The following is a 23,683-nucleotide window of genomic DNA, read 5'->3' as shown; positions in this document are numbered from 1 at the left end:
ATATATTCGAATGTCAGGACAGAAAACGCGAATGAGTCAATATCAAATTTGAACTTTTTTGTCTAAAATGCCTTTATCCATTAACTTTTTTGGAAAACCCGGTCTCGCAGGCTCGGCCGGTGAGAGCCAGGGGATTTGCAAGCAGATTGTTCAAATGTTACTTCGGAAAGTGAGGCAAAATGAACAAACTAAAGTGAAGCAAAATGACAAACCTTTCAGACCATAAAATATGTCAAATATATCGGATTACTCAAAATTTTGCCGATACCGACACTCATACTATCCAGGCAAAACTTCAGGACCGTACAGTTAAATGAATGATATGCTACTGGTTTTATATCTTAAAATGTATTATGTAGCGGGAATTTCATCCGGCTGGTTTTCTGGGTTTAGCCGTCTGAAGAGGGATTGAAATCCACAAGTAAGACTATGCCCGGGACATTTATAATTCGTGTACATTGCTAAACCAGATCGAGAATTTTGTTCCATGATCCCTTTTGAGTTCTATACAGCCATCTATCTGTTCAACAAGAATATTTACTAGCTGGAGTCCGAGGGAATCCGCATTCAGGAACTCTATATCCTCAGGGATGCCTTTTCCGTTATCCCCTACTGTGAGCAGGTAATGGAAGCCGTTTTTATCAGTGCAGGACGGATCCGGGCCAGGACTGGCATGGTTTGCGGCAAAACTTTCATTTTTGCAGAGGTTTACATATATTTCACCTCCGCTTCCGGAAGGGAAAGCATGCTTCAGAGCGTTTGAAATCAGTTCGTTTACAATAATGCCAAGAGGTATTGCAGTATCCATGCCAAGATAGACCTGCTCAAGGTCCAGGTTCAGTTTAATTTTGTCACTTCCCAATTTGTATGAACGGAAAAGGTCTGCGGTCAGCTTCCGAAGATAAGCTGCAAAATCAAGGGTATCCGTGGATTCTCCTTTGTAGAGCACCTCATGGATGAGAGCCATTGAAAATACCCGGTTCTGGCTCTCCTTGAAGGCTTCAAGCACGTCCCTTTCCCTGAAGGTTTCTGCCTGGAGGCTGAGCAGGGAAGAAATTACCTGCAGGTTATTCTTGATCCTGTGGTGGATTTCTTTTATCCGGAATTTCTCCATTTTTTCCATGGATTCTTCAGTCATTTTGCGCTCGGTAATGTCCTGAACTATTCCCTTTGCTTGAACAGGGACAGTTCCCTCATAAAAAATAATCTCTGCTTCTGTGTGGACTACACGCTCTTCTCCATCAGCCAGGATTATCCGGTAATTAACATCATAGGGTCTCCCGTTCAGGCCTTCATTAATAGAATTAAGCAGGCGTTCCAGATCTTCGGGGTGTACATAAGTTAAAAACAAATCATAAGTTACTTTGAATTCCTGCGGATTTAGTCCGAAGATACGATAAACTTCATCAGACCAGAACAATTCATCAGTTTTGATATTCCAGCTCCAGTTTCCGATATGAGCCATTCTTTGAGCTTCAGCCAGGCCTTTTTCACTTTCTTTCAGCGACTTATAAGCCTGTTCCAGCTGTCTGGTCCGCTCTTCAACCAGTTCCTCCAGATTATCGAGGGTTTCTTTCAACCTGGCTTCAGCTTCTTTTTTATCCGTAATATCCCGGGAAATAGCAAGAACGGAGGAAACTTCCCCCTCAACAAGCTCCGGCACTATTCGTGTATTAAAGTAGTATTCCTTCCCCTGAGGTGATATATACTGGAATTCTACTGTTTCCGGTTTCCCTGTGGCAAAAACATTCCGATGATGTTCTTCCCAGAACTTCGCCATCTCCGAGCCTGCTCCCAGTTCGCTATAGTTCTTCCCGATGATTTCTTCCTGAGGATAGCCAGAAATTTCCTCAGCGGCAGGATTGACATACATATGGCGGCTTTGTCTATCATATCGGGCAATTAAGTCAGGAGAATTTTCAGCCAGCGTCCGGAACCGCTCTTCACTCTTCCTGAGCGCGTCCACAAGCTCCTCGCGCTCCTCAAGCGACCGGGTCAACCTGATATTGCTGTAGCCCAGCTGTGAGAGCATGTTGGCAAGCTTCATGAAGAAAGACATGATTGTGTTAACAGTCTCCCTGCTGAACCGTGGAACTTTTTTAAGCGCGGCTATGTATTCCTCCTCATTGAAACCGTATTTCCTGGCCTGAGCCCGGAAAAGCTCATAGTCCGTAAGCTCACCCTCAAAAAAGAACTGCCCTAAAAAGATATTGCCGACGTGCCGCCCGCCCACAATGATTGGAGTCGCTATGTCCCACATGTTGTTCTTGCACCTGTACATCTTAAACTCTCCGGGGGGAACACCCGTGGATAGTTTTGTATCGCTTTCCACGCAGTACATGCAGGCCTCGGGGTGAACCCTGTGGAATCTGGTGCAAATATCCTGCCATCCAACGCCTACCAGAACATTACCATTGAAATCGATTATGCCTATGGGAACGTGGGCAAGCTTATAGAAATCATCCATGAGGGACTGGATCGCCCTGGAATCAACAATATCAGCAAGCTCAAAGTTTACCTTCTCTTGAGCAGAGGAGGGAATGCTTTCCAGCTTCAGCCCGGGACCCTTTCCACTCTGGTGAAACGCACTGTCCATGTCAAATTCGGGGTATTCCTTTTCATGCACCTGCTGGATATTATTGTGTTCCCAACTTTTTGTGGTTTGAGGAGCTATTTGAGTAACTGGTTGAGGAGTTATTTGAGGAACTGCCTCTTTCCCCATTTTGTGCCTGGAACTTTCCATCCGCTCCCAGGTTCCATCCCTGTTGACCAGAGCAAAACTATGGTTCCCAACTACATGGATTATCCCTGTTGCGTCAAGACTGTTGAGGGAATAGGTGCATAGGGATAGCATCCGGTAGTTTCCGGCTGCAAGGTCCAGTTCTCCCTCATTCGCTATAAAATCGTTCCAATCTTTTTTGTCCGGCCAAAAAGAGTCAAAACTTAACCGCAATCCTTCGTAGCCACCTTCCAGGGCTTCATTGAGTTTTCCAACCAATCTGCTTAAGTCTCCCTTCAAATCGAAAACATTCTCTTTTACATCACCCTCTTTTACACACCGGTGAGCGCAGGGAATAATTTCGACCTGTCCTTTATCCAGATAAGCATCAATATCAAGAACAGCCCTCTTCAGAGCTTCTTTTGCCTCTTCTACTTCAAGGACCGGGGGCGTAACCCACATGCAAAATTCATTATTTTCCAGCCCCGCTTTAAAATATGGAATAAGCACGTCCAGTAAATCTTTTTTTGTCCGGTAAAACTGGCAGAAGTGCGTTTCCCAGGGAATATCCCCAACAACATCAATACCGGATTTTGTAAGTTTTTTTCCCATCCCACACCCGACTCCAAAGCAGCAAGGGCAATGTTGTAAGTTCATGCTTAATCATCAGGTAGCACCACCAATTCCATGGCTCCTGAGACTCGAGAAATATTATAGATTCCTGGTTCATTAAGCATTGCATTTTACAGAATCTCTTTTTCGTGAAAGCAGAGAGTTTATCTTATCCCGGAACTTATAATGATTTATATTCATACTTTTATAAAATATAAGATATATATGATTTGTGCAGTTTCCTGCTTTCCAGGCAACTTTTTAACTTTCATCTTTTCAACCAGGCAAGTCCTATTCGAAAAAGCCGCCTCCAGCCAAAAATCGTATTTATTCTCCATATTAACCCTGGAAATATCTCTTGATTCAACTTAAAACTGATCTGCCATGCGAAGTGCTACTTCTCAAGGCTGCAAAAGATAAAGGGTAAAAAAAGTATATTCCGAGCTCAGGATGTATTTAAAAAAAGTAGAAAAGAAAAAGTGTTGATGTAAACTCAATTACACAAATAACACTTAGTATCTGCTGTTATCTCTGGGTGTCCTGTGGTTAGGAAGACAGTCCCTGCAGTAAACAGGTCTTTCGGGGTCAGGTTTGAAAGGTACTTCGGTTTCAACACCGCAATCTGAACAGGTTGCTTTGTGCATTTCTCTGGGTGCGCCGAAATTATTATTTCCTCTGAAGTTTCTGTCATTAAAAGCCATATTTGTTTCACCTTGGTTTTGATTTGTTAGTTAATGGTTTAAAAATAAGATTGTATAGAACTCTTTGATTAAAAACTAAAATTGGTTTTTAATAACAGATTATTATACGTCTCTTAATTTTCAACACGCATACATTGCAGTTAAAATATATAAATGTATCTATAATTAAAGAAGTACATTATTCAAATAGCCGCAAAAGATAACGGATTAAGAAAAAAGAATATTCAAGACTTACCATATTTAAAAAAAGATATGAGTCCGCTTGAATGAAGCGAAACTCTGTAAGTGAAAATAGAGCTTAATATCTGCGGTTTTCTCTGGGTGTCCTGTGGTTAGGAAGACACTCTCTGCAGTAAACCGGTCTTTCGGGGTCAGGTTTGAAAGGCACTTCGGTTTCAACACCGCAATCTGAACAGGTTGCTTTGTGCATTTCTTTGGGTGCGCCGAAATTATTATTTCCTCTGGAATTTCTGTCATTAAAAGCCATTTTTGTTTCACCTTGGTTTTGATTTGTTAGTTAATAGTTTAAAAATAAGATTGTATAGAATTCTGATTAAAAACAAAAAATGGTTTTTAACAACAGATTATTATACGTCTCATTATTTTCAATGGAACTACATCGGAATTATGATATATAAACGTATCCGCATAAATAAAAGAACACTTTATAGCCAGGGCTTGCGGAATAAATTAAAGTGCCTGAGATTTCTAATTCTTTAAGAAATTATTGCTTATATATTGCTTATAGAGGATATATCGGATTACTTAAAATTTTGCAGATACCGATAGATTAGAGAATAAAGACAGGTAAGAGAGTAAAGGTAGATGTGTCAAAATATGCCAAATGCCGATGCTTCCTTGATTCAAGAAAAGAAACCCAAACCGTAGAAAATGGACGACCGGCTCTTTCTGAGATAAAATAATATAGAACCACTCCTTTTTATGCTAAAAAAGCATCACTGGGTTTCAAAAACCTTATTTTTACCATAATCACCGCCATCTGCACGCATAAAAAAACCTTTTCTTAAGAAAACCCTGATTTAACATGTCCGAGAAAACATCCGCAAACCGCTGCCCCCCGGAAATCCTGGCCCCTGCCGGGGATTACGACGCTTTCCTTTCCGCCATTAAAGGCGGAGCCGATGCCGTTTACCTTGGGATAGGAGAATTCAACGCCCGGAGGGGTGCAAAGAACCTTAGTTCCAGGGAACTCGAAAAGGCTATCGACATGGCTCATTCCCATGGAGTCAAAGTCTATCTCGCTTTTAACATCCCGATCAAGGAACACGAGCTCCAGCCTGCCCTTGATTTAATAGACCAGGCCTATGCCGCCGGCGTGGACGCGATCATCCTCAGAGACCCTGGACTGTTCAGGCTCCTGAAAGCAACTTTCCCGGAACTGCCCCTGCACGCCAGCACCCAGATGACAATCCACAATAAGGCAGGGGTCCGTTTTGTGGAAGAGCTCGGGGCTTCAAGGGTAATTGTCTCAAGGGAACTCAGCACTGCCGAGGTCAGGGACATCGTGGACTCTTCGAAGATTGGGGTCGAGGTCTTCGTCCATGGAGCCCTTTGTTACTCCTATTCGGGCAGGTGCCTCTTCAGCAGTTTCGTAAGTGACAGGAGCGGAAACCTGGGAGCCTGTGCCCAGCCCTGCAGGTGGAAGTACGGGTTTCTCGTGGACGGAGAGCCGCAGAACGAACTGATCAGGGGAGATTATCCACTAAGCTGTGCCGAGCTTTGCACGCTTCCGGGCCTGGACAAAATCGTGGCAAGCGGAGTCGAAAGCCTGAAAATCGAGGGCAGGATGAAGAAGCCCGAATACGTGACCGGCAGTTCGGCAATTTACAAAGAGGCAGTCGAGAGGATCTACAAAAGCGGGGAAAACCTGGACCTGGAAGAACTCGAGCAGAAAGAAAAGGAACTTGCAAAACTTTTCAGCAGAGGGTTTACCAGGGGTTTCATCCTCGGGGACCGGACAGTCACCCATCTCGAATACGACTCGAACTATGGGGTTTATCTCGGCAAAGTCTCAAAAGTCGTCCGTTCCAAACCCTATGGCCTGATAACCCTCACCCTCCATGAAGAAATCGAGGTAAACGACGGGATCGGGATCCACACCCAGGTAAATACCAAAACCGGAATGCTCGGGTCCATAGTAAACGGCATCATCTCGAAAAACGGAAAGCACCTGGAAAGAGCCAGGAAAGGGGAAAAAGTAACCCTTGAGATCAGTTTCAAAACGGGAGAAGTCGTCAACCCCCAGGACGAGGTATTCCTCTCAACCGACAGGAGCTTCCTGGAAGGGCTGCAGGAGAGGAAGGTAAAACCCCTGCCAGTAAACATTAAGGTCAAAGCCAGGAAAGGCGAGCAGCTTAAGGTCACAGTCGAAAGCCCCTGCAAAAGCCCCGGTGAAAGCCTCGTGGAGTTTGAGGACGAATACGTTGTCCAGCCCTCCCGGAAGTCCCCTACCCCCGAAGAGGCGATCAGGAAAGCAATGGAACAGCTCGGAGAGACCCCTTACGATATAGGGTCCATCGAGATAGAAGCCGATGAAGAAATCTTCATCCCCGTCGGAGCCCTCAAAAGCGCAAGGCGGCAGGCTCTGGAACTGCTGCTGGAAAAGTCCACGGGTATACGAAAAAAAGAGCTAAAACACCCGCAGCTTTCGGGCCTTGCCTACCTGTGCAAAAACGAAGCCGAAGTTTCCGGAGCAGAAGATACCCAGGCAGAAGTTTCCGGGACCGTCTCCGCAAAGCCAACAGAGTCCGAAAGTTCCACTTCCGCAAAAAGCCCACAGAGCCTGCGCCTGAGTGTCGAGGTAAACAACCCGGAAGGCCTCTTCCAGGCAGTGAACGGGAAGGCGGATATCGTTTATATCCCAATCGAAAGCTTCCATGAGCTGAGGTCTCCTGAATACCGGAAGAGACTGAAGTTCCTGCTTAAGAAAGGGCTTGAAATCGTCTTTACCCTCCCGCTGATTGCCCATGAAAGGGAAATGGAAGCTCTCACCCCCCTCCTGAGAGCTGTGAAAGAAGCCGGCTTCACTGTAGCCTGTTCCGACTTTGGGACCATACAGCTCGCAAAGGAACTGGGAATCCCCTTTGTCGCCCGGAAAGACCTGACTCCTTTTAATTCATTTACGGTCGACACCCTCAAAAAAGCCGGAGCCTACAGGGTAGGCCTTTCAAGCGAACTGAACATGAAAGAAATCAGGGCCGTTTGCGAGGCCCTCGAAGCCTGCGGAAAAACCGAAGAAATCGAGCTTACGGTCCACGGCCGGGAACTCTTGCTCGTAACGGAAAACGACCTTCTCAAACCTCTCATTGACCGGAATGTCCTCAAACCCGAAAGCGAAGTGCAGCTCCTCGACCGGCAGGACAGGAGCTTCCCGGTTAAGCGCTGGGGTACCCGGACCCTTATCTACAACTCGGAAGTCCTTTCCATGCTAAAGTACATTAAGGGCCTGAAAGGGAGCGGCGCGGATGTTCTGAGGCTGGACCTCACCCTGAATGGCGAAAAGGAAATAAAGGATATCGTCAGGGCATACAGCCTGACCCTTGAAGGCAAGAAAGGGAAACTGAAATACGCGGATGTGGAGTACAGCACAGGTCATTATTTCCATGGAATTTAAGGGGTTTTCAGGGCGCAGGCCTTCGAATATTGATTTAACCCGGCATGGGGACCATTCAAACTATTCAGGCGAATCCCGGATTGTTTTGATAGTTTATGATTTCTGATTTATGATTTATGATTCCAGGGAAGCGGAGCAGTTGACCGCCTGGATCTGTTCCAAAATTACCGGAATAGCTGTCTCAAACCGTTCTTGTCACCGTGCGCAGCACGGGTTTTTTCAGGACTGAAAAGAAAAAGCAAATGTTTGCTATTAAGAATACATAGCTGAAGGAATGAAATAAGAATTGAGCATATTTGGGTGCCAGGATAGGAAGCGTGAAGTTGGCAATATAAAATTAAAACGGCTTTGTCTATGAACTTTTTTGAAAAGGCCGGTCGTGCAGGCACGACCGTTGAGAGCTCGGAGACCTGAAAGCCGATCGTTCCGAAGTTTCTCCGGGGGCTGGAGCAAAAAACTAGCCCTGCAGTAAATAAAATATATCGGATTACTCAGAATTTTGCCGATACCGATACACCCGGAAAAACGGATTTTATTCACTCACGATGAATCTATTCTTAACTCTTGAAACCAGAATAACCACTCATTTATAAATGAGTGGTTAGATGCTTAACCGGCAGTTTATAAATAGGTGGTTAGACACTTAACTACCTATTTATAAACAAGTGGTTAGACATTTAACCACTAGTTTATAAATAGGTGGTTAGATGCTTGACCAATCTATATAAACCACAAATTACATAGCTTATCTTACATGAATTTTATGAACCTCTCCGTTCAGAACCCCTGGTGGAAGAATCCTGCTGCGATCAGGGACGATGACAAACTGAAAAAATGGGAAGATTCTGTCCTTAAATGGAGCCCCTGGATTAAAGGAGAGTTGAAATTCGACAGGGACAGGATATACACTCTCAGAGGGCCGAGGCAGGTGGGGAAGACCACGCTTGTAAAGCTCATAATCCGGGACCTGCTAGATGAAATCGAGCATCCACAGAGTGTTTTTTATTTTACCTGTGACCTTGTGGCTGACGAGAAAGAGCTCTTCGAGGTCCTGAACCTCTACCTAAACTGGGCGGCAGCTTTCAGGCTTGAAAGAAAATACATCTTTCTGGACGAGATCTCCTCGGTAAGAGACTGGGAAAAGGGACTCAAATACCTTGTCGATACCGGAGCCCTTAAAAATACATCCGTGGTCCTGACAGGGTCACACTCAATCGACATAAAGAGCAGTATAGAGAGGCTTCCTGGAAGGAGAGGAGAAGGGGAAGGAACCCTGGACAAGATCTTCTTCCCTATGAAATTTTCAGAATATGTGGAAACCCTGAATCCCGACATAAAGCAGTTCATGGAGGTAAACGGTCTTATCGAGGGTTCAAAAAGGCAGGAAATCCTTTCAGATCTGTTTGAAGGCAAAGCCGACCTCCTCCAGAGCACTCTCCTCCTCTACCAACCCGAAATCGACCAGCTCTTTGACCAATATTTGATTACGGGAGGAATCCCAAGATCCATCAACGAATTTTTCACGAAGAACAAAATCGACAGCAGCATATATGAAATATATATCCAGTCCCTGATAGGGGATCTGGCCCGCTGGAACATCCCCGAAATGCCTGTAAAACAGGTTCTCAGAAGCATATCCGGCAAACTCACTACCCCGGTAAGCTGGCGGGGCATCACCGACGAAACAGATATCGGAGCCCACGTAACAGTACAGAAATATGTCACTGCCCTCGAAGACTCTTTTGTCCTGAATGTGCTCTATCCCCTTGACCTACCGAAAAAAACCGCCAGTTTCAAGAAAGACAAAAAAATCTACTTCCAGGACCCCTTTATTTTCCATGCCCTTCACAGTTGGGCCTCAGGCTTCACAGACTACTTCGAATCCGCGAATCTCTACCTCAGCAACCCTGAAACCAAAAGCAAACTCGTTGAATCCGTTTTCCATTCCCATCTAGTTCATTTTATGTACGAAAAACATCCAAGTGACGTATTCTCTCCTCATGAACGCGTCTTTTACCTGAAAACCAAGGGTGGCAAAAAAGAAGTTGATTTCGTACTGAAAACAAATGGAAATCAACTACTTGGAATCGAACTGAAATACCAGAGACAGATAAATAGCAGCGATTACCGAGGGCTGACTGCTTTTGAAAAAGGGATTCTTGTTTCAAAAGGAAAATATGAGATCAGTGGAAAATATGCTACAGTGCCTGTATCCCTATTTTTGCTGCTTCTGTAACTCTTCGCAAAGAGCCCCTGAATGTGGAAACAACCGGAAAAACGTAGTTATAAAAGTGCAGTTTTTTCCGCACCCTCCCCGAAAAGAGGTACTGCGTAAACTTTTTAACCAGAATGAATATTATATTTAGGGGGCCGGCTTCAGAACTTCTCATCGTATCCACAACAAGAATACTGGAGCTGGTTCCCAAAAAAAATTGAGTTAAATAGCGTTCAATATAACAATCGATTTTGCCCTGAAACCTTTCATTATATTGAAACGTATAAAATACAGAAGAAATGCCCCACTTTCAAAAATGCCTTTTCAAAGTGGGTTTTTGATCAACTACCTGAAAGAACGCACGTCTGCATGCAACAGGTTTAAATCATTTCTTTTGCTCTTTTCTTTTCCCTGTTTTCCTTTCTGTTCCCCCTCTCTTTTTATCAGTCTTTTTCCCCATATATTTCTTAGTTTCCTCTCCTTCTTGCGCCTTCCTTGTCCATGTATTCCTCTTTATTTCCGGACCCTGATCTTCTTTTTTGCCGAACTTATTATATTTTCCTTCCTTAGCGGCGTTCTTAATTTCCACCCCGATATCCGATTTCCGTGTCCATGTACTCCTCTTTATTTCCGGTTTTTCCTCTTTCCATTCCTCTTTCCATTCTTCTTCCATATCCTCTTCATCCATTTCAATTCCGAGTTTGGAGCTTACGGAAATTTTGGCTTTCCAGGCTTCAGCATAGTCCGGCTTGATCTTGAGAGCTCTTTCATAAGCCCTCAGAGCCTCTTCATCTTTATCTACCAGGGCCAGGGCCTCACCTTTATAGAGCCAGGCCTCTGCAAAATCAGGCTTTATTGAGATGGCTTTATTGAAGGTGTCCAGGGCCCTTTTTTGCCTGCTGAGCCTGAGATGGACAAGCCCTTTGCCGACCCAGGTCTTTGCATTGTTCGGGTTTAGTTTGAGAGCGGTATCGTATGCATTTAAGGCTTCCATAAACCGGTCCAGCTTGTAGAGGACAAAAGCCTTACCTTCCCAGGTTCTTGCAAGGTTCTGGTTGAGTTTGAGAGCTTCATCATAGGCTTTGAGGGCTTCTTCGTAGCTGTCAAGGTCAGAAAGCACAGTGCCTTTTGCGTGCCAGGCGCCCGCGATCTTGGGATTGGAAGCAAGAGCTTTTTCACAGGCTGCAAGAGCTTTTTCTTGCTGTCCGAGCCTGCAGAGGACCGAGGTCTTGAGGTTCCAGGTTTTGTCACTCTCCGGTTTTATTTCGAGCACCCAATCAAAAGCCTGCAAGGCCTCTTCCTCCCTTTCGAGCTTTAAGAGCACGAAACCTTTTTCAAAGAGGTATCCGGGGTTTAAAGGTTCGATTTCAAGGGCTTTATCAAAGGCCTTCAGGGAATCTTTGTACACGTGGAACCTGAGCAGCACCGCTGCCTTGCCTGCCCAGGCGGCTGCATCATCAGGGTTTTTTGTAAGGACTTTTTCATAAGGCGCAAGGGCTTTCTTCAGGCGGCCGGATGCAGTATTACCTGTCTGATCCGTCTTACCTGCCTTACCAGTCCTGCCTGCATTTCTTCCGGGGTCTGTATTTCCTGTCTTTCTTTTAGGGTCATTTGTCATAGTATCGGTCCGGCATTATTTTGTAAAAAGCAATCTACCTATATTCAGAAGCAAACCTTCTATATCAAGAAGAAAGTCTTGTATTTTAAGGGGTGGCGCTTCTTTTTTGTAAACGAGAGTTCGGCAAACCCCATCTCCCCTGATGAGCAGCAAATTCTCAGAGAAATCTTCTTTCAAACTCATTAATCGTATTTAAAATAATCCTGTAAACCTATTTGAAGTAGCGGCTTTGAGATTTAGATATACACCTGCTGGATATCAATATATGTATGGAAATTTCCATAAGAAGAACTTTGAGGCCAGATGGTAAAATACCGGACATTGAATCTGCCTGTACAAAAAAGCCATGCAAAAAAGCCATGCAAAAAAGCCATGTAAAAAAATAATTAAATGGCATGTTCTCGTGGTGAAGTCCGGGGAAACTCAGGAAAATAGCCCCCAGAAACTTTTGAAATACAAGCCAAATTCAGGTAGCCTGATCAAACTCCCCGTACTTCAATTGCCTGGCAAAACTTTCGGACTCAAAATCACGGGCATGGATATACAGTCTCTGGGATGCCCGGGTCATCCCTACGTAAAGGAGTTTCTTATCCTGAGCCTTATTAACATTTAATTTATTGACATTCAACAGGACACACACCTTACATTCCAGGCCCTTGGAAGAATGATATGTTGTTATGATTATTTTCCCGGGTACGATGTCTTTTGTTATTATGCTCTTTGACTTGAGGAAAGGATCAAGTTTAAAGTAAAGCCGCTCTGCGGCTGCATGGGTGGGAGCAAGGACAAGCACATCTTCCGGATCATATCTCATATCCAGCAAGACTTTATTCAGGATATCATTGATTACTTCAAAGCCACCTTCAAGAAAGTCGATAAAATTCTCACCGGTCTGCTCGTTTTCGATTCCTTCCCTACCTTCGTAAAATCTCTCGACTTCCTTTTTCATGCTGCCGTCAGACATCAGGAAATCAAGGGCAAGGTCAATGTGGGATTTTCCGGACCTATACGAATGTTTCAGGAGTTTGGACCTCCCTGTTACGTTTACCCCCAGACTTTTCCAGGTGTGTTCGTGAGGATTGTAAATGCTCTGTAAACGGTCCCCGGCCATGAAAAGGTTTTCACTCACCGTCCCGTTGTATTCCTGCTTTTTGCAAAGAACGAGGCAGAGCTTCAACCACTCGTCTCGAAAGTCCTGGTATTCGTCTATGAGAATGGCATCGTATTTCGGCCTGGCTTTTTCGAGGGCTTTTAGGGGGAGTTCCCGGTTCCAGAAATTCGAATTCGCACCCTGGGGAGGAACGATGCCTGCCGTATCCATCGCTAATTTATGGAAAGTGGAAATTGAAATGTTTTCATAATGGAGCCCATCAGGTGAAGGTCGTTATAAAGGGCCTTGAACCTGTTTTGCATCTTCTTTGCGAGGGAACGGTTGAAAGTTATGATTTTAATTTTCCAGTCCGGGTGCTCCTTGAGGAAAAAAATAGCCCTGGCCAGCAATATTACGGTCTTTCCACTCCCGGGGACCCCGCTTACCATATAATGGCCGTAAGGGATCTTCTTAGCAAACTTTTCCTGCTCGCAATCAAGCGCCTTAATAGTATTCTTTATCTCGTCCAGCTCATTATCAAATTCCAGCAACTCGTGTTGTTTGTGCTGAATTTTGATTTCAGGGAAAAGAAGAGCCCGGATAACCGAAATAATTACTTGACCCGGATAACTGGTTTCCGCGCTGAATAAATCATCTATGGTCACCTTTTTAAGCCGGTCGGAACCAAGGCACCTTGTAGGAGGCTGAAAAAGAACATCTTTAAGGCCGGAATCATCGATATCCTTTGAGTCCATCCCGGTAAAAACAACTTTAGAGTAAACCTTAAATCTTAATTTCCCCTCCTCATCAAGCAGAAATCTATCTTTTTCAAAAATATCTTTGGCACAATTAAAATACTCATTTGTCTTTGCGACGGGATTCTCCCCGCTTTTTCCATTCTTAAAAGTAACTTCGACCCGGTTCATTGACTCTATACGGCTCAAGACCCAGTCTTTCACCTCAATAATGCAGACGCCTTTATAACTGTCAATAAGGATAAAATCAGGATTATACTCCCTCAGCCTGGGCTGGACATATAAGAAACATTCCCTGTCATCCTTATGGTACAGAGCCCTGACCTTATTGACGACTTTTGTTTCCCCGTTTGTTAGCTTAAAATAATTGTTTGGAATGACATTCAGAACCATAAAACTTTACCTTTATTTTTCAATTAATATGACGGAACAGATTCGGATATGTATAAGAGTATGCACTAAATGTATAAAAGAAACCTGTTTTATATTTTATTACTTTTGTTTAAAAAAAGAAATGAATACAAAAAATATGTGAAATGGGTTAAAAAAATTTAATACTGAGATCAAATGAAACTCTCCCTCCTTACAGTAAACCCTTCCAACGTAGCGAATAAATATCCGGGCATCTTTGGGCTTATCAAATTTCGATGGTTGAAAACTCACAACCCATTAAACAGTAAAAAATATTCAGGGGCACTGCTCTTCCTTACGGGTGTGCTGGCCTTCCTGGGAATCATTACGGCTGAGACTCTGTATCCCGGGTACAGTACGGCGCAGAACATAAAAATAAACGCATATATTATAGTGGCACAATTATATTATGCGTATTGTACAGGTACTCATTCCGAAAGGGAAGCGAGAGCCGGTGCTGGCCGTGCTTGACGACGAAAAGATCGACTATGCGGTGTGGGATGAAACGGGGAGAGGGGACTTCGAGGCCCTGGTCCAGTTTCCAATACCCCCGATCGGCGTCGAACCGGTGATGGCCAGGCTGCGTGAAGCGGGAATCAGCGAGAATACATACACGATCGTCCTGTCACCCGAGACGGTTGTTTCCTCACGTTTAGAAGCATTGAAGAAACGTTATTCCGGACTTCGCATTTCCCGGGAAGAACTTATCGCACGTGCGGAGGATCTCGCACCCGCGACTTCTACTTTTGTTGCTTTTCTTGTTCTAAGCACTGTTATCGCTACGGCAGGGCTGCTGCTTGATTCTGCTGCAACAATCATAGGGGCGATGGTCGTTGCCCCGCTTATGGGCCCGGCAATCTCCACCAGCGTCGGGACTGTCGTCGATGAACGGGAACTCGCCTCCCGGGGGGTAAGACTGCAGGTGATCGGGCTCCTGCTGGCAATAGCGGTCGCTGCCGTGATAGGTTCAATCATGAAGGGGACGCTGCTTTTGCCTCCGGGACTCGATATCCGCGAAGTAGGCCAGATTGCCGAGCGTACCACCCCGAACTTCCTGTCCCTCTTCCTAGCGCTGGGTTCGGGACTTGCCGGCGGCATAAGCATTATGCGGGGCTCCGGGTCTACCCTTGTGGGCGTGGCAATCGCCGTAGCCCTCGTCCCCCCGGCTGCAACATCGGGGCTCGGGCTTGCCTGGGGACTCTACGAAGTGGCGGCAGAAGCGGCTGTGCTGGTGCTCGTAAACCTGCTTGCTATCAACGTATCGGCTCTCATCCTGTTCTGGCTTTCAGGTTTTCGCCCTGCTGAGAAAAAGGCTGTTAGTCGCGCCCGCGCTGCGGTGATCTCACGCGCAGCAGTCCTCGCCATTTCAATTGCCTTCCTCTCCATAGTTCTCGCTCTTGTCACTTACACCTCCTTCCAGGCAGCTCTGGTTGAACAGGAGGTTAACCAGGAACTGGAGGAAATGTTCAAGGAACCCGAGTATGCAGAAGCAGAGTTTATACTGGGGGAGAGCATAGAAGTCAATTATGGGCCCTCAGACTTCCTGTTAGGTGAACCTGTAGAGGTGACTTTTTTAGTGGGGTATCAAGCCGGGCAAGAAATTCCCCCGGATATTGGCAGGGTAGCTGACGACCGCCTGAAAGAGGCTACTGGCAAAGAAGTTAAGATCACTCTCGGCTTCATTGTGGCTCAGCAGATCACCGATTAAGCTACGGGAACAGCAGATCAGGAATAACCTGACTCCAGCCTGCCTTACGGCAGTTTCCCGCTTCGTAGAGCTATCCGGGCTGTAAAAGTGTACTGTGTAAAAGTGTACTGTGTAAAAGTGTACTGTGTAAAAGTGTACTGTGTAAAAGTGTACTGTGTAAAAGTGTACTGTGTAAAAGTGTACTGTGTAAAAGTGTACTGTGTAAAAGTGTACTGTGTAAAAAATAGTCCCTGAAACCTTTCCATAACCCTTTATTAATTTTTACGGGAAATTCCTATCCTTAGTGCTGAGCGCCGTATCCCAAAATGCTCCTCTTTTGCATTCTGATTCGGTTTTTTTTCCGTAGCTTTTGCCATATTTTGACATAGCTTTTGTAGCAGCAAAGGATTTCTTCTCCAATTTTTCATATATTTGGATAAGTTTGTCTTTATACATTATTTACTGTCTACTATATTTCAAACTAGACGATGAATAAAATAAATATATATATTATAGTAACGCAAATTATATTATGCGTATTGTACAGGTACTCATTCCGGTAGGGAAGCGAGAGCCAGTACTGGCCGTGCTTGACGACGAAAAGATCGACTATGCGGTATGGGATGAAACGGGGAGAGGGGACTTCGAAGCCCTGGTTCAGTTTCCCATACCCCCGATCGGTGTCGAGCCGGTTATGGTCAGGCTGCGTGAAGCGGGAATCGGCGAGAATACATACACGATCGTCCTGTCACCCGAGACTGTTGTTTCCCAACGTATCGGAGCATTGAAGGAACGTTATTCCGGACTTCGCATTTCCCGGGAAGAACTCATCGCACGTGCGGAGGATCTCGCACCCGCAACTTCCACTTTTACTGCTTTTCTTGTTCTAAGCACTATTATCGCTACGGGGGGGCTGCTGCTTGACTCTGCTGCAACAATCATAGGAGCAATGGTCGTAGCCCCGCTCATGGGCCCGGCAATCTCCGCAAGCGTAGGGACGGTCATCAATGATCGGGAACTTACCTCCCGTGGGGTAAAGCTACAGGTGGGAGGGCTGCTGCTTGCAATTGCGGTTGCTGCCTTTATAGGTGCAATCATGAAGGGAACGCTGCTTTTGCCGCCAGGACTCGATATCCGCGAAATAAGCCAGGTTGCCGAGCGTATAAGCCCTAACTTCCTGTCCCTTTTCCTGGCGCTGGGCTCAGGGCTCGCCGGCAGCATCAGCATTATGCGGGGTTCGGGGTCTACCCTTGTAGGGGTAGCAATTGCAGTGGCTCTTATCCCCCCGGCAGCAACATCGGGGCTCGGACTCGCCTGGGGACTCTACGGTATGGCGACGACAGCGGCTGTGTTGGTGCTCGTAAACCTGCTTGTCATCAACATATCTGCCCTCATTATGTTCTGGCTTTCAGGCTTTCGCCCTGCTGAGGAAGGGGACGTTGGTCGTGCCCGCGCCGCGGTGATCTCGCGTGCGGCACTGCTCGGCATTGCGATTGCCTTCCTCTCCATAGTTCTCGCTCTTGTCACTTATGCCACCTTCCAGACCGCTCTGGTTGAACAGCAGGTTGAACAGGAGCTAAATGATATGTTTGAGGAACCCGAATATGTAGAAGCGGGGATTATACGGGGTGAAAATATAGAGATCAACTATGAACCTGCAGACCTCCTGTTAGATAATCCGGTAAGTGTGGGTTTGTTCGTGGGGTATCAAGCCGGGCACGAAATTCCTCCGGATATTGCCAGAATAGCTGACGACCGATTGAAAAAGGCAACCGGCAAAGACGTTGAAGTCACTGTCGGTTTCGTCGTGGCTCAGCAGACCGCCAGATAAGCTTGTAGCTTTAGCTGTAGGGTCAGCCGGTTCCTGGAATACCCGGGATCCGGCTTGCCTTACGGCAGTTTCCCGCTTCGCAAAAGTATCCAAAGGGAAAAATTCCTTCGATGAATAGAGTTTTTCCCGGAAAGAGTAACGTAAACCCGGAAAAAAGTCGAAAACCATGAAATAGCATAGATATAACTAAAATTGAAATAAATGACACCAAGTAATACAAAAATAAACAAAAGTATTAAATACTAATTGGTCGTACAGATATATGCTCTACCTGGTACAGACACAAATCCCCCTATACGCCTCCTGGATTTGTCGAAAGCACCGGAGTTCTGTTTTTGCCCCTGCCTGTGGAAAAGAGCAGGCGGGGGCAGAAGGTGCAAAAAAGGAGCATATGCCTGTAACTGACCTGCCACTGCCTGTAACTGACTACCAGCGCCGGCAATTGACCTGTAACTGACATGCTACTGCCTGTAAACAGCTACCAGAACCATCTTTTTTTCCAGATTTTAATTTTCAGGCAACCTAAAGTAACCAATCATCGTCCCGATTGATCGCAGCACCCAGCCACAAAAAATCATAAAATAGAGTTTCCGAAAAACGAAAAATACGTGAAAAAATATATAATAGCCGCTCCTACACTATATAAATAGAGATAGTGTTATCCGTAAAAAGTAAGGTGATGTGATGAAAAAAATAGCACTGGGACTTTCTCTTGTCCTTATGATTCTCGTTAGCGGCTGCATTACCCTGTCAGTAGATTCGAAGGTAAATAAGGAAGGGGAAATCACTCAATATCACATGATAATAGACACGAACTCTTACGTATATTCGATACTGAACTCGGAGGCTTCCGAGGGAGGGGAAACCCTGAGAGAGAACGTAATTTCTGAGGGTGGAGAATATGAAGAAATATGGGACGGGGACGACGTCAAAATAATCATAAAAGGCCTGCCCCCTGAAAATGCATACACTGAAAAAAGCGGGGAATTCCTGATATACAGGGACCCTATAGGGAATTCTGCCTCAGATTATCAGAATGACGCCGAAGACCCCTTCGGGATGAGGGATGCCATGGATTCCGCTATAAAAATCCATTATTACCTGGAAATGCCGGGGGAAATCGTTGATTCAAATGCCGACTTCGTTGACGGGAACAAAGCCGAGTGGCACATGGTCACTTTAAGCTCGATAAGGGATGTCCATGCCAAATCCGAAATACCTTCCCTGCCGGGCATTGAACTTTTCGGCGCTGTTATCATGCTCCTGTTAACTACCTTATTTGTGAGAAGCGAATAACCTGAACAGCGAAAAAAGAATTTCAAATATTTTCCTGCGCCCACATTTCAGGGAGCAGGGGTCTCATTTTCCGAAATAAGGCGACCCGATTTGCCGGCATAAAAAAATAGCCAGGCAAGGTTTCTTTTGAATACGTAAAAAAATTCCGGCACCCTGGCAGTTACATATCGACCTTTATTTTGCAAAGGTATTGAAAAAAAAACCTGGGTCAGGTTATATAATATTCTAGATATATTAGTAAAGAGGACTCGACGAAGTCCAACAAAAATCATTGCACAACTTGAGGGTATAAAAAACATAAGTATGGAGGGGATAAAATGGGGCTTTCACTTACCAATCTGACTGTACTCTCCGAGACAAAGCGGAACCTGCTCTTATTATTGAGGGGCAAACCTGGAGACATTGAAGAAATCAAAGACCTGCTTTCCCTGAGCAAAGCCTCTGCCCTGGCCCATGTCAGAAAACTGGAGAAAGCCGGTCTCCTTATTGAGGAGGAGGGGATTTTCAGGCTTTCGGATATGGGAGAAATACTGGCCGAAAACCTGAAGGAGCTGTTTGATGTCCTGGATTTCTTCGAGCAAAACATGGACTACTGGAAAAACCATGACCTGAATCCCATACCCTCCTGCCTCCTAAATACAATCAATAAGCTGGGAAGCTGTGAGCTTATCGAACCCGATGCAGCATACATGTTTGATATTCCGCAGGCATTTCGGGAACATATCCGAAACTCTAAAGAAGTACTGGCATTTCTTTCCTATTTCCATCCGGATACGCCCTCTTTCTACGCTCGTCTTGCCGAAAAGGACGTTGACCTTTCCCTCTGTATGACCCGGGATATCTTTGAAAGGTACCTCAGTGACTTTCCCGGGGAGATAAAAAGAATACTTGCCGCCCAAAACTCAAGACTCCTAATCTGCCACGAAAATTCAGCCATGCCCGAAGTTGTGGCAACCGACTGTTTCATGGCAATCAGGCTCAATGAACACGACGGAAGGCTAAGAAACCGGCTCATGATTAGCCATGAAGCAGAAGCTTTGGAGTGGGGAAGAGAACTGTATGACCATTACGAAAATATGTCAGAGGAAGTAGCCCCGTTTCTCCTGAAAAAGTGAACGAACGCCCTTTCATCTATCCTCTCAACCAACTATCCTCTCAACCAACTATCCTCTCAACCAACTATCCTCTCAACCAACTATCCTCTCAACCAACTATCCTCTCAACCAACTATCCTCTCAACCAACTATCCTCTCAACCAACTATCCTCTCAACTGATTATTCATTCAGCCGCTTCACAATTCCTTTGCTACCCTGAAGCCGAGGCTGTTGAAGCGCCGGTCCTGTGCTGCGAAAAGCCTCTCAGCCGACCTGCAGCAGCCGGCGTTTCCGTTCCATCCCCCGCCCCGCCTGACCCTGACAGGCTTTGATACGGCTGCAGAAAGAGGAGTTTCCCAGGCCTTTCCGTCCTGGGGAGCGCCTTTGTAGCTGATGTGGTACTCGTCCCGCACCCATTCCCCGACATTTCCGTACATGTCGTAAAAACCCCAGGGGTTGGGCTTTTTCAGGCCTACGGGGTGAGTCCTGAGCCCGGAATTTTTAAGGAACCAGGCGTATTCATAAAGTTCCGGGGCCTCTTCCCCAAAGGAGTAGCCTGTCGTGGTTCCGGCCCTTGCTGCGCATTCCCATTCGGCTTCGGTAGGAAGGCGGTAGCTGCATGTGTTTTCCATTCCGTTCAGTTTCTTCAGAAATTCCTGCACCTCTTCCCAGGAGATACTTTCAACAGGGAGTCTCTCTCCCTTAAAAAATGAAGGGTTATTTCCCATGATTCTCTGCCACTGGGCCTGGGTGACCGGGTATTTGCCCAGGTAAAAGGGCCTTTCGAGCTTCACCCTGTGCACGGGGCTCTCCCAGAGCTTCCTGCGCTTTTCCCGGATTGGGGAACCCATGTCAAATTCTCCCGGAGGGACCAGGATGAATTCCATTTCGGAAGAGTTGATAATAGTTTCAGGCCAGTTTTTGTCCGTGTTCAGAGTACTCACCATAGCAGCTTTCAATGCAGCAATTTTCACCGCAGCATTTCCTGGTAGCGGCTGAAATATGGAAGAAGACAGAGGAAGATGAAGTAAACATGAAGTAAACGTGAAGTAAACGTGAAGTAAACGTGAAGTAAACGTGAAGTAAACGTGAAGTAAATGTAGGGGAACTATGTTAAAGTTCCTTATTTCGTTTACTTATTATAGTTTCTTGTCCCTTTTTTTGTATTATTGCAAATAGAACTTTGTTTCCTGCATCGCGAGTCTTGACGATTGTGTCTTTATTTTCCACACCCCCCTTAAACACCCAAACATATAAAAAATAATAAATATGAATAGACGGATAGTTAATGGGGGGAACGAGAAAGTTTTTTAAATAGAAACAAACAAGAAGGCAGGTGCCCGAAAAGTGAGAACAAATGACACAGCCTCTGATTGACCTTGCCCTCCTTTCCGAGAAGAGGAAAGACCTTCTCCTTCTCCTGAAAGAAGGCCCGAAAAATATCGATGAAATCAAGGAGTCACTTAGCGTCAACGCCGCTTCGATACAGCCCCATATTAAAAGAATGAAAAATGCCAATCTGATAATCGAAAAAAACAGGTCATACAGGTTATCGGAAATCGGGGAAATAATAGTTGAAAACATGCAGCATCTCCTGAGTACACTGGGAGTTCTGGAAGAGCATATTGATTACTGGGTAAGCCACGACCTGAGCCCGATCCCTGACTTCCTGCTGGACAGGATTGAAGAACTGGGCAGGTATGAGATCCTGGAACCCAATGCAGAGCACATGTTTGAGACCCCGGACCTGTTCCTGGAAAATATAAAGAGTTCAAAAAAAATCTGCACCTTCGTTTCTTACTTCCATCCCGAATCCCCCGAACTCTATGCAAGCCTTGTGGAGAAATATGCGGAACTGACCCTTTGCATGACGGAAATCGTTGCAGAACGCCTGTTTAAGGATTTTCCGCAAGAAGCCGGAAAGCTGGCAGGGATGGAAAATTCAAAGCTCCTTATCTGCCGCAAGCCGGTAAAATTGCCCTCCATAGTCGTGACAGACCGGTTCATGACCCTCAAGCTTATGGAAAATGACGGAAAATTAAGGGACCAGATACTCCTGTGCTTCGAGGAAGAGGCTTTAAGGTGGGGAAAGGAACTTTTCACCCACTACATGGAAATTTCGGAACCGCTGGACGAAAAAGAATTAATGTCAAAAACTTCGGGCTGAAGCAACCGAATTTCCTGCCAATCCTTTCTGAATTTTCAGCCTTCGGAGTCCGTATCCCTCTCAAAATGGCTGCAGTAAACCAGCTGGATCTTTAGCCCCTCAGCATCCGTGTCCGGTTCAGGAGGCACATACTCAAACCCATACCTGTGCCCTATTTTTGCCGTGAAGGCCGCTACAAGAGCATCCAGAATATCATCTTTTGCAAGGTCTTTTCGCCTGTACCTTGAAAGGGCAGTTTCGATAATCTCATCAACAGGTACCTCATAAAAAGGTACCTCACCCGAAAAAGTTTTATCAGCTAAAGGCCCGATATTTTTCAGGGTCTTCTCGATCTTTTTCAGGACCTCCTTTCTCTCAAGAAAACCCTCTTCTTTCTTCTTCGAATACTTCATAGGCCGGCCGGCAAAAGCCTGGAAACAGATTTCCGGCCCTGTCTCCCATATTAAGTCCCTGATGTCCACACCCTCACCCCCACTCTCATCCGCACCCGCACTCTTACCTCTACTTTCCAGGCTGCTGATAAGGAAACCGTCAACGTCCCGGATTCTGGGAAGAATGTTCCAGGCCTGTTTCGAGATGCGCTTGCCCGTAAGCTTCTCATTAATCTCACAGGCCTGCCCGTACGTTTCCGCATAAACCGCCTCCCGGCAGGGTACGGGGAAAATGCTGGACTTCCTGGCCTTCAGGATTTTCCGGGCTCCGAGGTCCGAGAGTCGCTCCCCGGTACCCCCGGCTTTCAGCCCGATGGGGATGTCGATCAGGATTAGGGGCTCATAAGCTTCATAATTGCTTTTCAGGAAGGCACAGAGAGCGGAAAACTCGGGGAAAACGCCCGGTTCCCAGCTCCATTTCTCCGAATTGCAGTTGTCCCGATCATATTCATCAGCATCCGGCTCTGCCAGAAATACGGCAAACCAGCCCGCACTGCAGCCGTCCACACCCACAAAGACCTTTTTGTTCATGCTTACAGGTTTCATAGGGGATTCCTGTTTAAAGATTTATTCAGGATTTGTGGGGCATTTTGTGGGAGACCTTGTGGGATGTGGGAGACCTTGTGGGATGTGGGAGACCTTGTGGGAGAGAAATAATTAATTACCAGTACAAACGTATTCGGGAATCATATCAGATCAGGAAAAAACCCGGAAAGGGGAGGTAAAATGTGAATCTCTGGTTACTCAAAGCCGCAGGCACGTTAGAAGACGAAGAAGCGATGTTGGAAAACAACGTGATAACCATAGGGTGGTCCGAATTTCCGGATTTATCACGTACCGAAAATAAAGCACAGGTAAAACAGGTAATGCTTGAAAAATACCCCGGAATGCAGGAAGAACGCTGCGAAACATGGGCAGGGGAAATAAACACCTTCATAAAAGAGCTCAGGCTGGGGGATTTTGTAGCCGTCCCGCTCAAGACCCGGAACGAAGTGATTGTCGGGAAGGTTAGCGGAGACTACGAGTACAGGGAAGTCAGCCCCTTTATGAGCCATGTCCGGAATGTAAGGTGGCTGAAAACGCTTCTGAAAGGGGACTTCGAAGAAGAATACGACGTTGACCTGAACTCCCCCGAAACCCTCCTCCGGGTCAGGGCCAGCAAGGAAAAGATTGCCGGCTTCATGGAAATAAAAAGCCTCGGGACCCTTCACTACGAACTCGCCCTTGTCCTCGAAGACCTTGAATTATTGAGGGAGCAGCTGCAGGAGCTTTTGGTCCGGCTGCTGGAAACGGATGACCTTTCCAAAGCAAAACTGATCGCGACAGAGATGGAAAAACTGCTGAGGGAGAAAACAATAGGTTGAAGTAAAAAAGAAAAAAGTTGAGTTGATTTCTCAATTTTTTAATCAAAAAATAAAGAA

General features: G+C 45.8%; 17 protein-coding genes. 8 read left to right on the top strand and 9 right to left on the bottom strand.

Annotation, left to right across the window (positions count from 1 at the left end):
- Window positions 1-442: 442 nt before the first annotated feature.
- The 3 genes from MSMTP_RS07720 to MSMTP_RS07710 all read right to left on the bottom strand — a co-directional run bounded on the left by MSMTP_RS07720 (window position 443) and on the right by MSMTP_RS07710 (window position 4,519).
- Window positions 443-3,331 (bottom strand): PocR ligand-binding domain-containing protein, encoded by a 2,889-nt coding sequence (locus tag MSMTP_RS07720; RefSeq protein ID WP_082090545.1) that lies wholly within the window; start codon window positions 3,329-3,331, stop codon window positions 443-445.
- 512 nt (window positions 3,332-3,843) lie between these two features.
- The gene (locus MSMTP_RS07715; RefSeq protein WP_048178517.1) at window positions 3,844-4,032 is read right to left on the bottom strand and encodes a CxxC-x17-CxxC domain-containing protein; all 189 of its coding nucleotides are present in this window, start codon (window positions 4,030-4,032) and stop codon (window positions 3,844-3,846) included.
- Window positions 4,033-4,330: 298 nt separating this feature from the next.
- Window positions 4,331-4,519: a CxxC-x17-CxxC domain-containing protein gene (locus tag MSMTP_RS07710; protein ID WP_048178516.1), complete on the bottom strand. Its 189-nt coding sequence runs from the start codon at window positions 4,517-4,519 to the stop codon at window positions 4,331-4,333.
- 558 nt (window positions 4,520-5,077) lie between these two features.
- On the opposite strand from MSMTP_RS07710, the gene MSMTP_RS07705 reads away from it, so the two are divergent.
- Both MSMTP_RS07705 and MSMTP_RS07700 read left to right on the top strand, forming a co-directional pair.
- Window positions 5,078-7,666 carry a DUF3656 domain-containing protein gene (locus MSMTP_RS07705; RefSeq protein WP_048178515.1) on the top strand — a complete coding sequence of 863 codons (2,589 nt, stop codon included), beginning with the start codon at window positions 5,078-5,080 and terminating at the stop codon, window positions 7,664-7,666.
- Window positions 7,667-8,420: 754 nt separating this feature from the next.
- Complete coding sequence (locus MSMTP_RS07700; protein ID WP_048178514.1) at window positions 8,421-9,902, top strand: ATP-binding protein; 1,482 nt, start codon at window positions 8,421-8,423, stop codon at window positions 9,900-9,902.
- Window positions 9,903-10,266: 364 nt separating this feature from the next.
- Here MSMTP_RS07700 and MSMTP_RS07695 read toward each other — a convergent pair whose 3' ends face one another.
- The 3 genes from MSMTP_RS07695 to MSMTP_RS17915 all read right to left on the bottom strand — a co-directional run bounded on the left by MSMTP_RS07695 (window position 10,267) and on the right by MSMTP_RS17915 (window position 13,737).
- A complete protein-coding gene (locus MSMTP_RS07695) occupies window positions 10,267-11,499 on the bottom strand; it encodes a tetratricopeptide repeat protein (RefSeq protein ID WP_048178513.1) in 1,233 nt (410 codons plus the stop codon).
- Between the two features lie 466 nt (window positions 11,500-11,965).
- Window positions 11,966-12,820 (bottom strand): UvrD-helicase domain-containing protein, encoded by an 855-nt coding sequence (locus MSMTP_RS20185; RefSeq protein WP_052718317.1) that lies wholly within the window; start codon window positions 12,818-12,820, stop codon window positions 11,966-11,968.
- A 2-nt stretch (window positions 12,821-12,822) separates the two neighbouring features.
- Window positions 12,823-13,737 (bottom strand): nuclease-related domain-containing DEAD/DEAH box helicase, encoded by a 915-nt coding sequence (locus tag MSMTP_RS17915; protein WP_052718316.1) that lies wholly within the window; start codon window positions 13,735-13,737, stop codon window positions 12,823-12,825.
- Window positions 13,738-14,164: 427 nt separating this feature from the next.
- Between MSMTP_RS17915 and MSMTP_RS07685 the strand changes: the two genes are divergently transcribed.
- Window positions 14,165-15,463, top strand: a complete 1,299-nt coding sequence (locus MSMTP_RS07685) for a TIGR00341 family protein (RefSeq protein WP_048178512.1) — start codon at window positions 14,165-14,167, stop codon at window positions 15,461-15,463.
- Between the two features lie 511 nt (window positions 15,464-15,974).
- Entirely contained in the window at window positions 15,975-17,273 is a 1,299-nt protein-coding gene (locus MSMTP_RS07680) for a TIGR00341 family protein (protein WP_048178511.1), read from the top strand.
- Between the two features lie 292 nt (window positions 17,274-17,565).
- Here the strand turns inward: MSMTP_RS07680 and MSMTP_RS19105 are convergent, their stop codons facing one another.
- Complete coding sequence (locus MSMTP_RS19105; RefSeq protein WP_156153734.1) at window positions 17,566-17,733, bottom strand: hypothetical protein; 168 nt, start codon at window positions 17,731-17,733, stop codon at window positions 17,566-17,568.
- Between the two features lie 224 nt (window positions 17,734-17,957).
- Here MSMTP_RS19105 and MSMTP_RS07675 point away from each other — a divergent pair, with 224 nt between their 5' ends.
- Together MSMTP_RS07675 and MSMTP_RS07670 are read left to right on the top strand one after the other, a co-directional pair.
- On the top strand, window positions 17,958-18,569 hold the full coding sequence (locus MSMTP_RS07675; RefSeq protein WP_048178510.1) for a hypothetical protein: 612 nt from the start codon (window positions 17,958-17,960) through the stop codon (window positions 18,567-18,569).
- 317 nt (window positions 18,570-18,886) lie between these two features.
- Window positions 18,887-19,684 (top strand): winged helix-turn-helix domain-containing protein, encoded by a 798-nt coding sequence (locus MSMTP_RS07670; protein ID WP_048178509.1) that lies wholly within the window; start codon window positions 18,887-18,889, stop codon window positions 19,682-19,684.
- Window positions 19,685-19,861: 177 nt separating this feature from the next.
- Here the strand turns inward: MSMTP_RS07670 and MSMTP_RS07665 are convergent, their stop codons facing one another.
- Window positions 19,862-20,638: a formylglycine-generating enzyme family protein gene (locus MSMTP_RS07665; protein WP_048178508.1), complete on the bottom strand. Its 777-nt coding sequence runs from the start codon at window positions 20,636-20,638 to the stop codon at window positions 19,862-19,864.
- A gap of 383 nt (window positions 20,639-21,021) precedes the next feature.
- On the opposite strand from MSMTP_RS07665, the gene MSMTP_RS07660 reads away from it, so the two are divergent.
- Window positions 21,022-21,831, top strand: a complete 810-nt coding sequence (locus MSMTP_RS07660; protein WP_048178507.1) for a winged helix-turn-helix domain-containing protein — start codon at window positions 21,022-21,024, stop codon at window positions 21,829-21,831.
- Between the two features lie 35 nt (window positions 21,832-21,866).
- Here MSMTP_RS07660 and MSMTP_RS07655 read toward each other — a convergent pair whose 3' ends face one another.
- Window positions 21,867-22,808, bottom strand: a complete 942-nt coding sequence (locus tag MSMTP_RS07655; RefSeq protein WP_231582959.1) for a DUF429 domain-containing protein — start codon at window positions 22,806-22,808, stop codon at window positions 21,867-21,869.
- Window positions 22,809-22,990: 182 nt separating this feature from the next.
- On the opposite strand from MSMTP_RS07655, the gene MSMTP_RS07650 reads away from it, so the two are divergent.
- Complete coding sequence (locus tag MSMTP_RS07650) at window positions 22,991-23,626, top strand: restriction endonuclease (RefSeq protein WP_156153733.1); 636 nt, start codon at window positions 22,991-22,993, stop codon at window positions 23,624-23,626.
- The last annotated feature ends 57 nt before the right edge of the window (window positions 23,627-23,683 follow it).

Origin of the sequence: Methanosarcina sp. MTP4 (assembly GCF_000970045.1) — an archaeon.
Taxonomy (GTDB): domain Archaea; phylum Halobacteriota; class Methanosarcinia; order Methanosarcinales; family Methanosarcinaceae; genus MTP4.
This window is presented reverse-complemented; position numbering and strand designations above follow the sequence as displayed.

Bases quoted from the DNA above. Each gene is read 5' to 3' on its own strand.
- MSMTP_RS07720 (WP_082090545.1), bottom strand. From the start codon at position 3,331: ATGGGAAAAAAACTTACAAAATCCGGTATTGATGTTGTTGGGGATATT.
- MSMTP_RS07715 (WP_048178517.1), bottom strand. From the start codon at position 4,032: ATGGCTTTTAATGACAGAAACTTCAGAGGAAATAATAATTTCGGCGCA.
- MSMTP_RS07710 (WP_048178516.1), bottom strand. From the start codon at position 4,519: ATGGCTTTTAATGACAGAAATTCCAGAGGAAATAATAATTTCGGCGCA.
- MSMTP_RS07705 (WP_048178515.1), top strand. From the start codon at position 5,078: ATGTCCGAGAAAACATCCGCAAACCGCTGCCCCCCGGAAATCCTGGCC.
- MSMTP_RS07700 (WP_048178514.1), top strand. From the start codon at position 8,421: ATGAATTTTATGAACCTCTCCGTTCAGAACCCCTGGTGGAAGAATCCT.
- MSMTP_RS07695 (WP_048178513.1), bottom strand. From the start codon at position 11,499: ATGACAAATGACCCTAAAAGAAAGACAGGAAATACAGACCCCGGAAGA.
- MSMTP_RS20185 (WP_052718317.1), bottom strand. From the start codon at position 12,820: ATGGATACGGCAGGCATCGTTCCTCCCCAGGGTGCGAATTCGAATTTC.
- MSMTP_RS17915 (WP_052718316.1), bottom strand. From the start codon at position 13,737: ATGGTTCTGAATGTCATTCCAAACAATTATTTTAAGCTAACAAACGGG.
- MSMTP_RS07685 (WP_048178512.1), top strand. From the start codon at position 14,165: ATGCGTATTGTACAGGTACTCATTCCGAAAGGGAAGCGAGAGCCGGTG.
- MSMTP_RS07680 (WP_048178511.1), top strand. From the start codon at position 15,975: ATGCGTATTGTACAGGTACTCATTCCGGTAGGGAAGCGAGAGCCAGTA.
- MSMTP_RS19105 (WP_156153734.1), bottom strand. From the start codon at position 17,733: ATGTCAGTTACAGGTCAATTGCCGGCGCTGGTAGTCAGTTACAGGCAG.
- MSMTP_RS07675 (WP_048178510.1), top strand. From the start codon at position 17,958: ATGAAAAAAATAGCACTGGGACTTTCTCTTGTCCTTATGATTCTCGTT.
- MSMTP_RS07670 (WP_048178509.1), top strand. From the start codon at position 18,887: ATGGGGCTTTCACTTACCAATCTGACTGTACTCTCCGAGACAAAGCGG.
- MSMTP_RS07660 (WP_048178507.1), top strand. From the start codon at position 21,022: ATGACACAGCCTCTGATTGACCTTGCCCTCCTTTCCGAGAAGAGGAAA.
- MSMTP_RS07655 (WP_231582959.1), bottom strand. From the start codon at position 22,808: ATGAAACCTGTAAGCATGAACAAAAAGGTCTTTGTGGGTGTGGACGGC.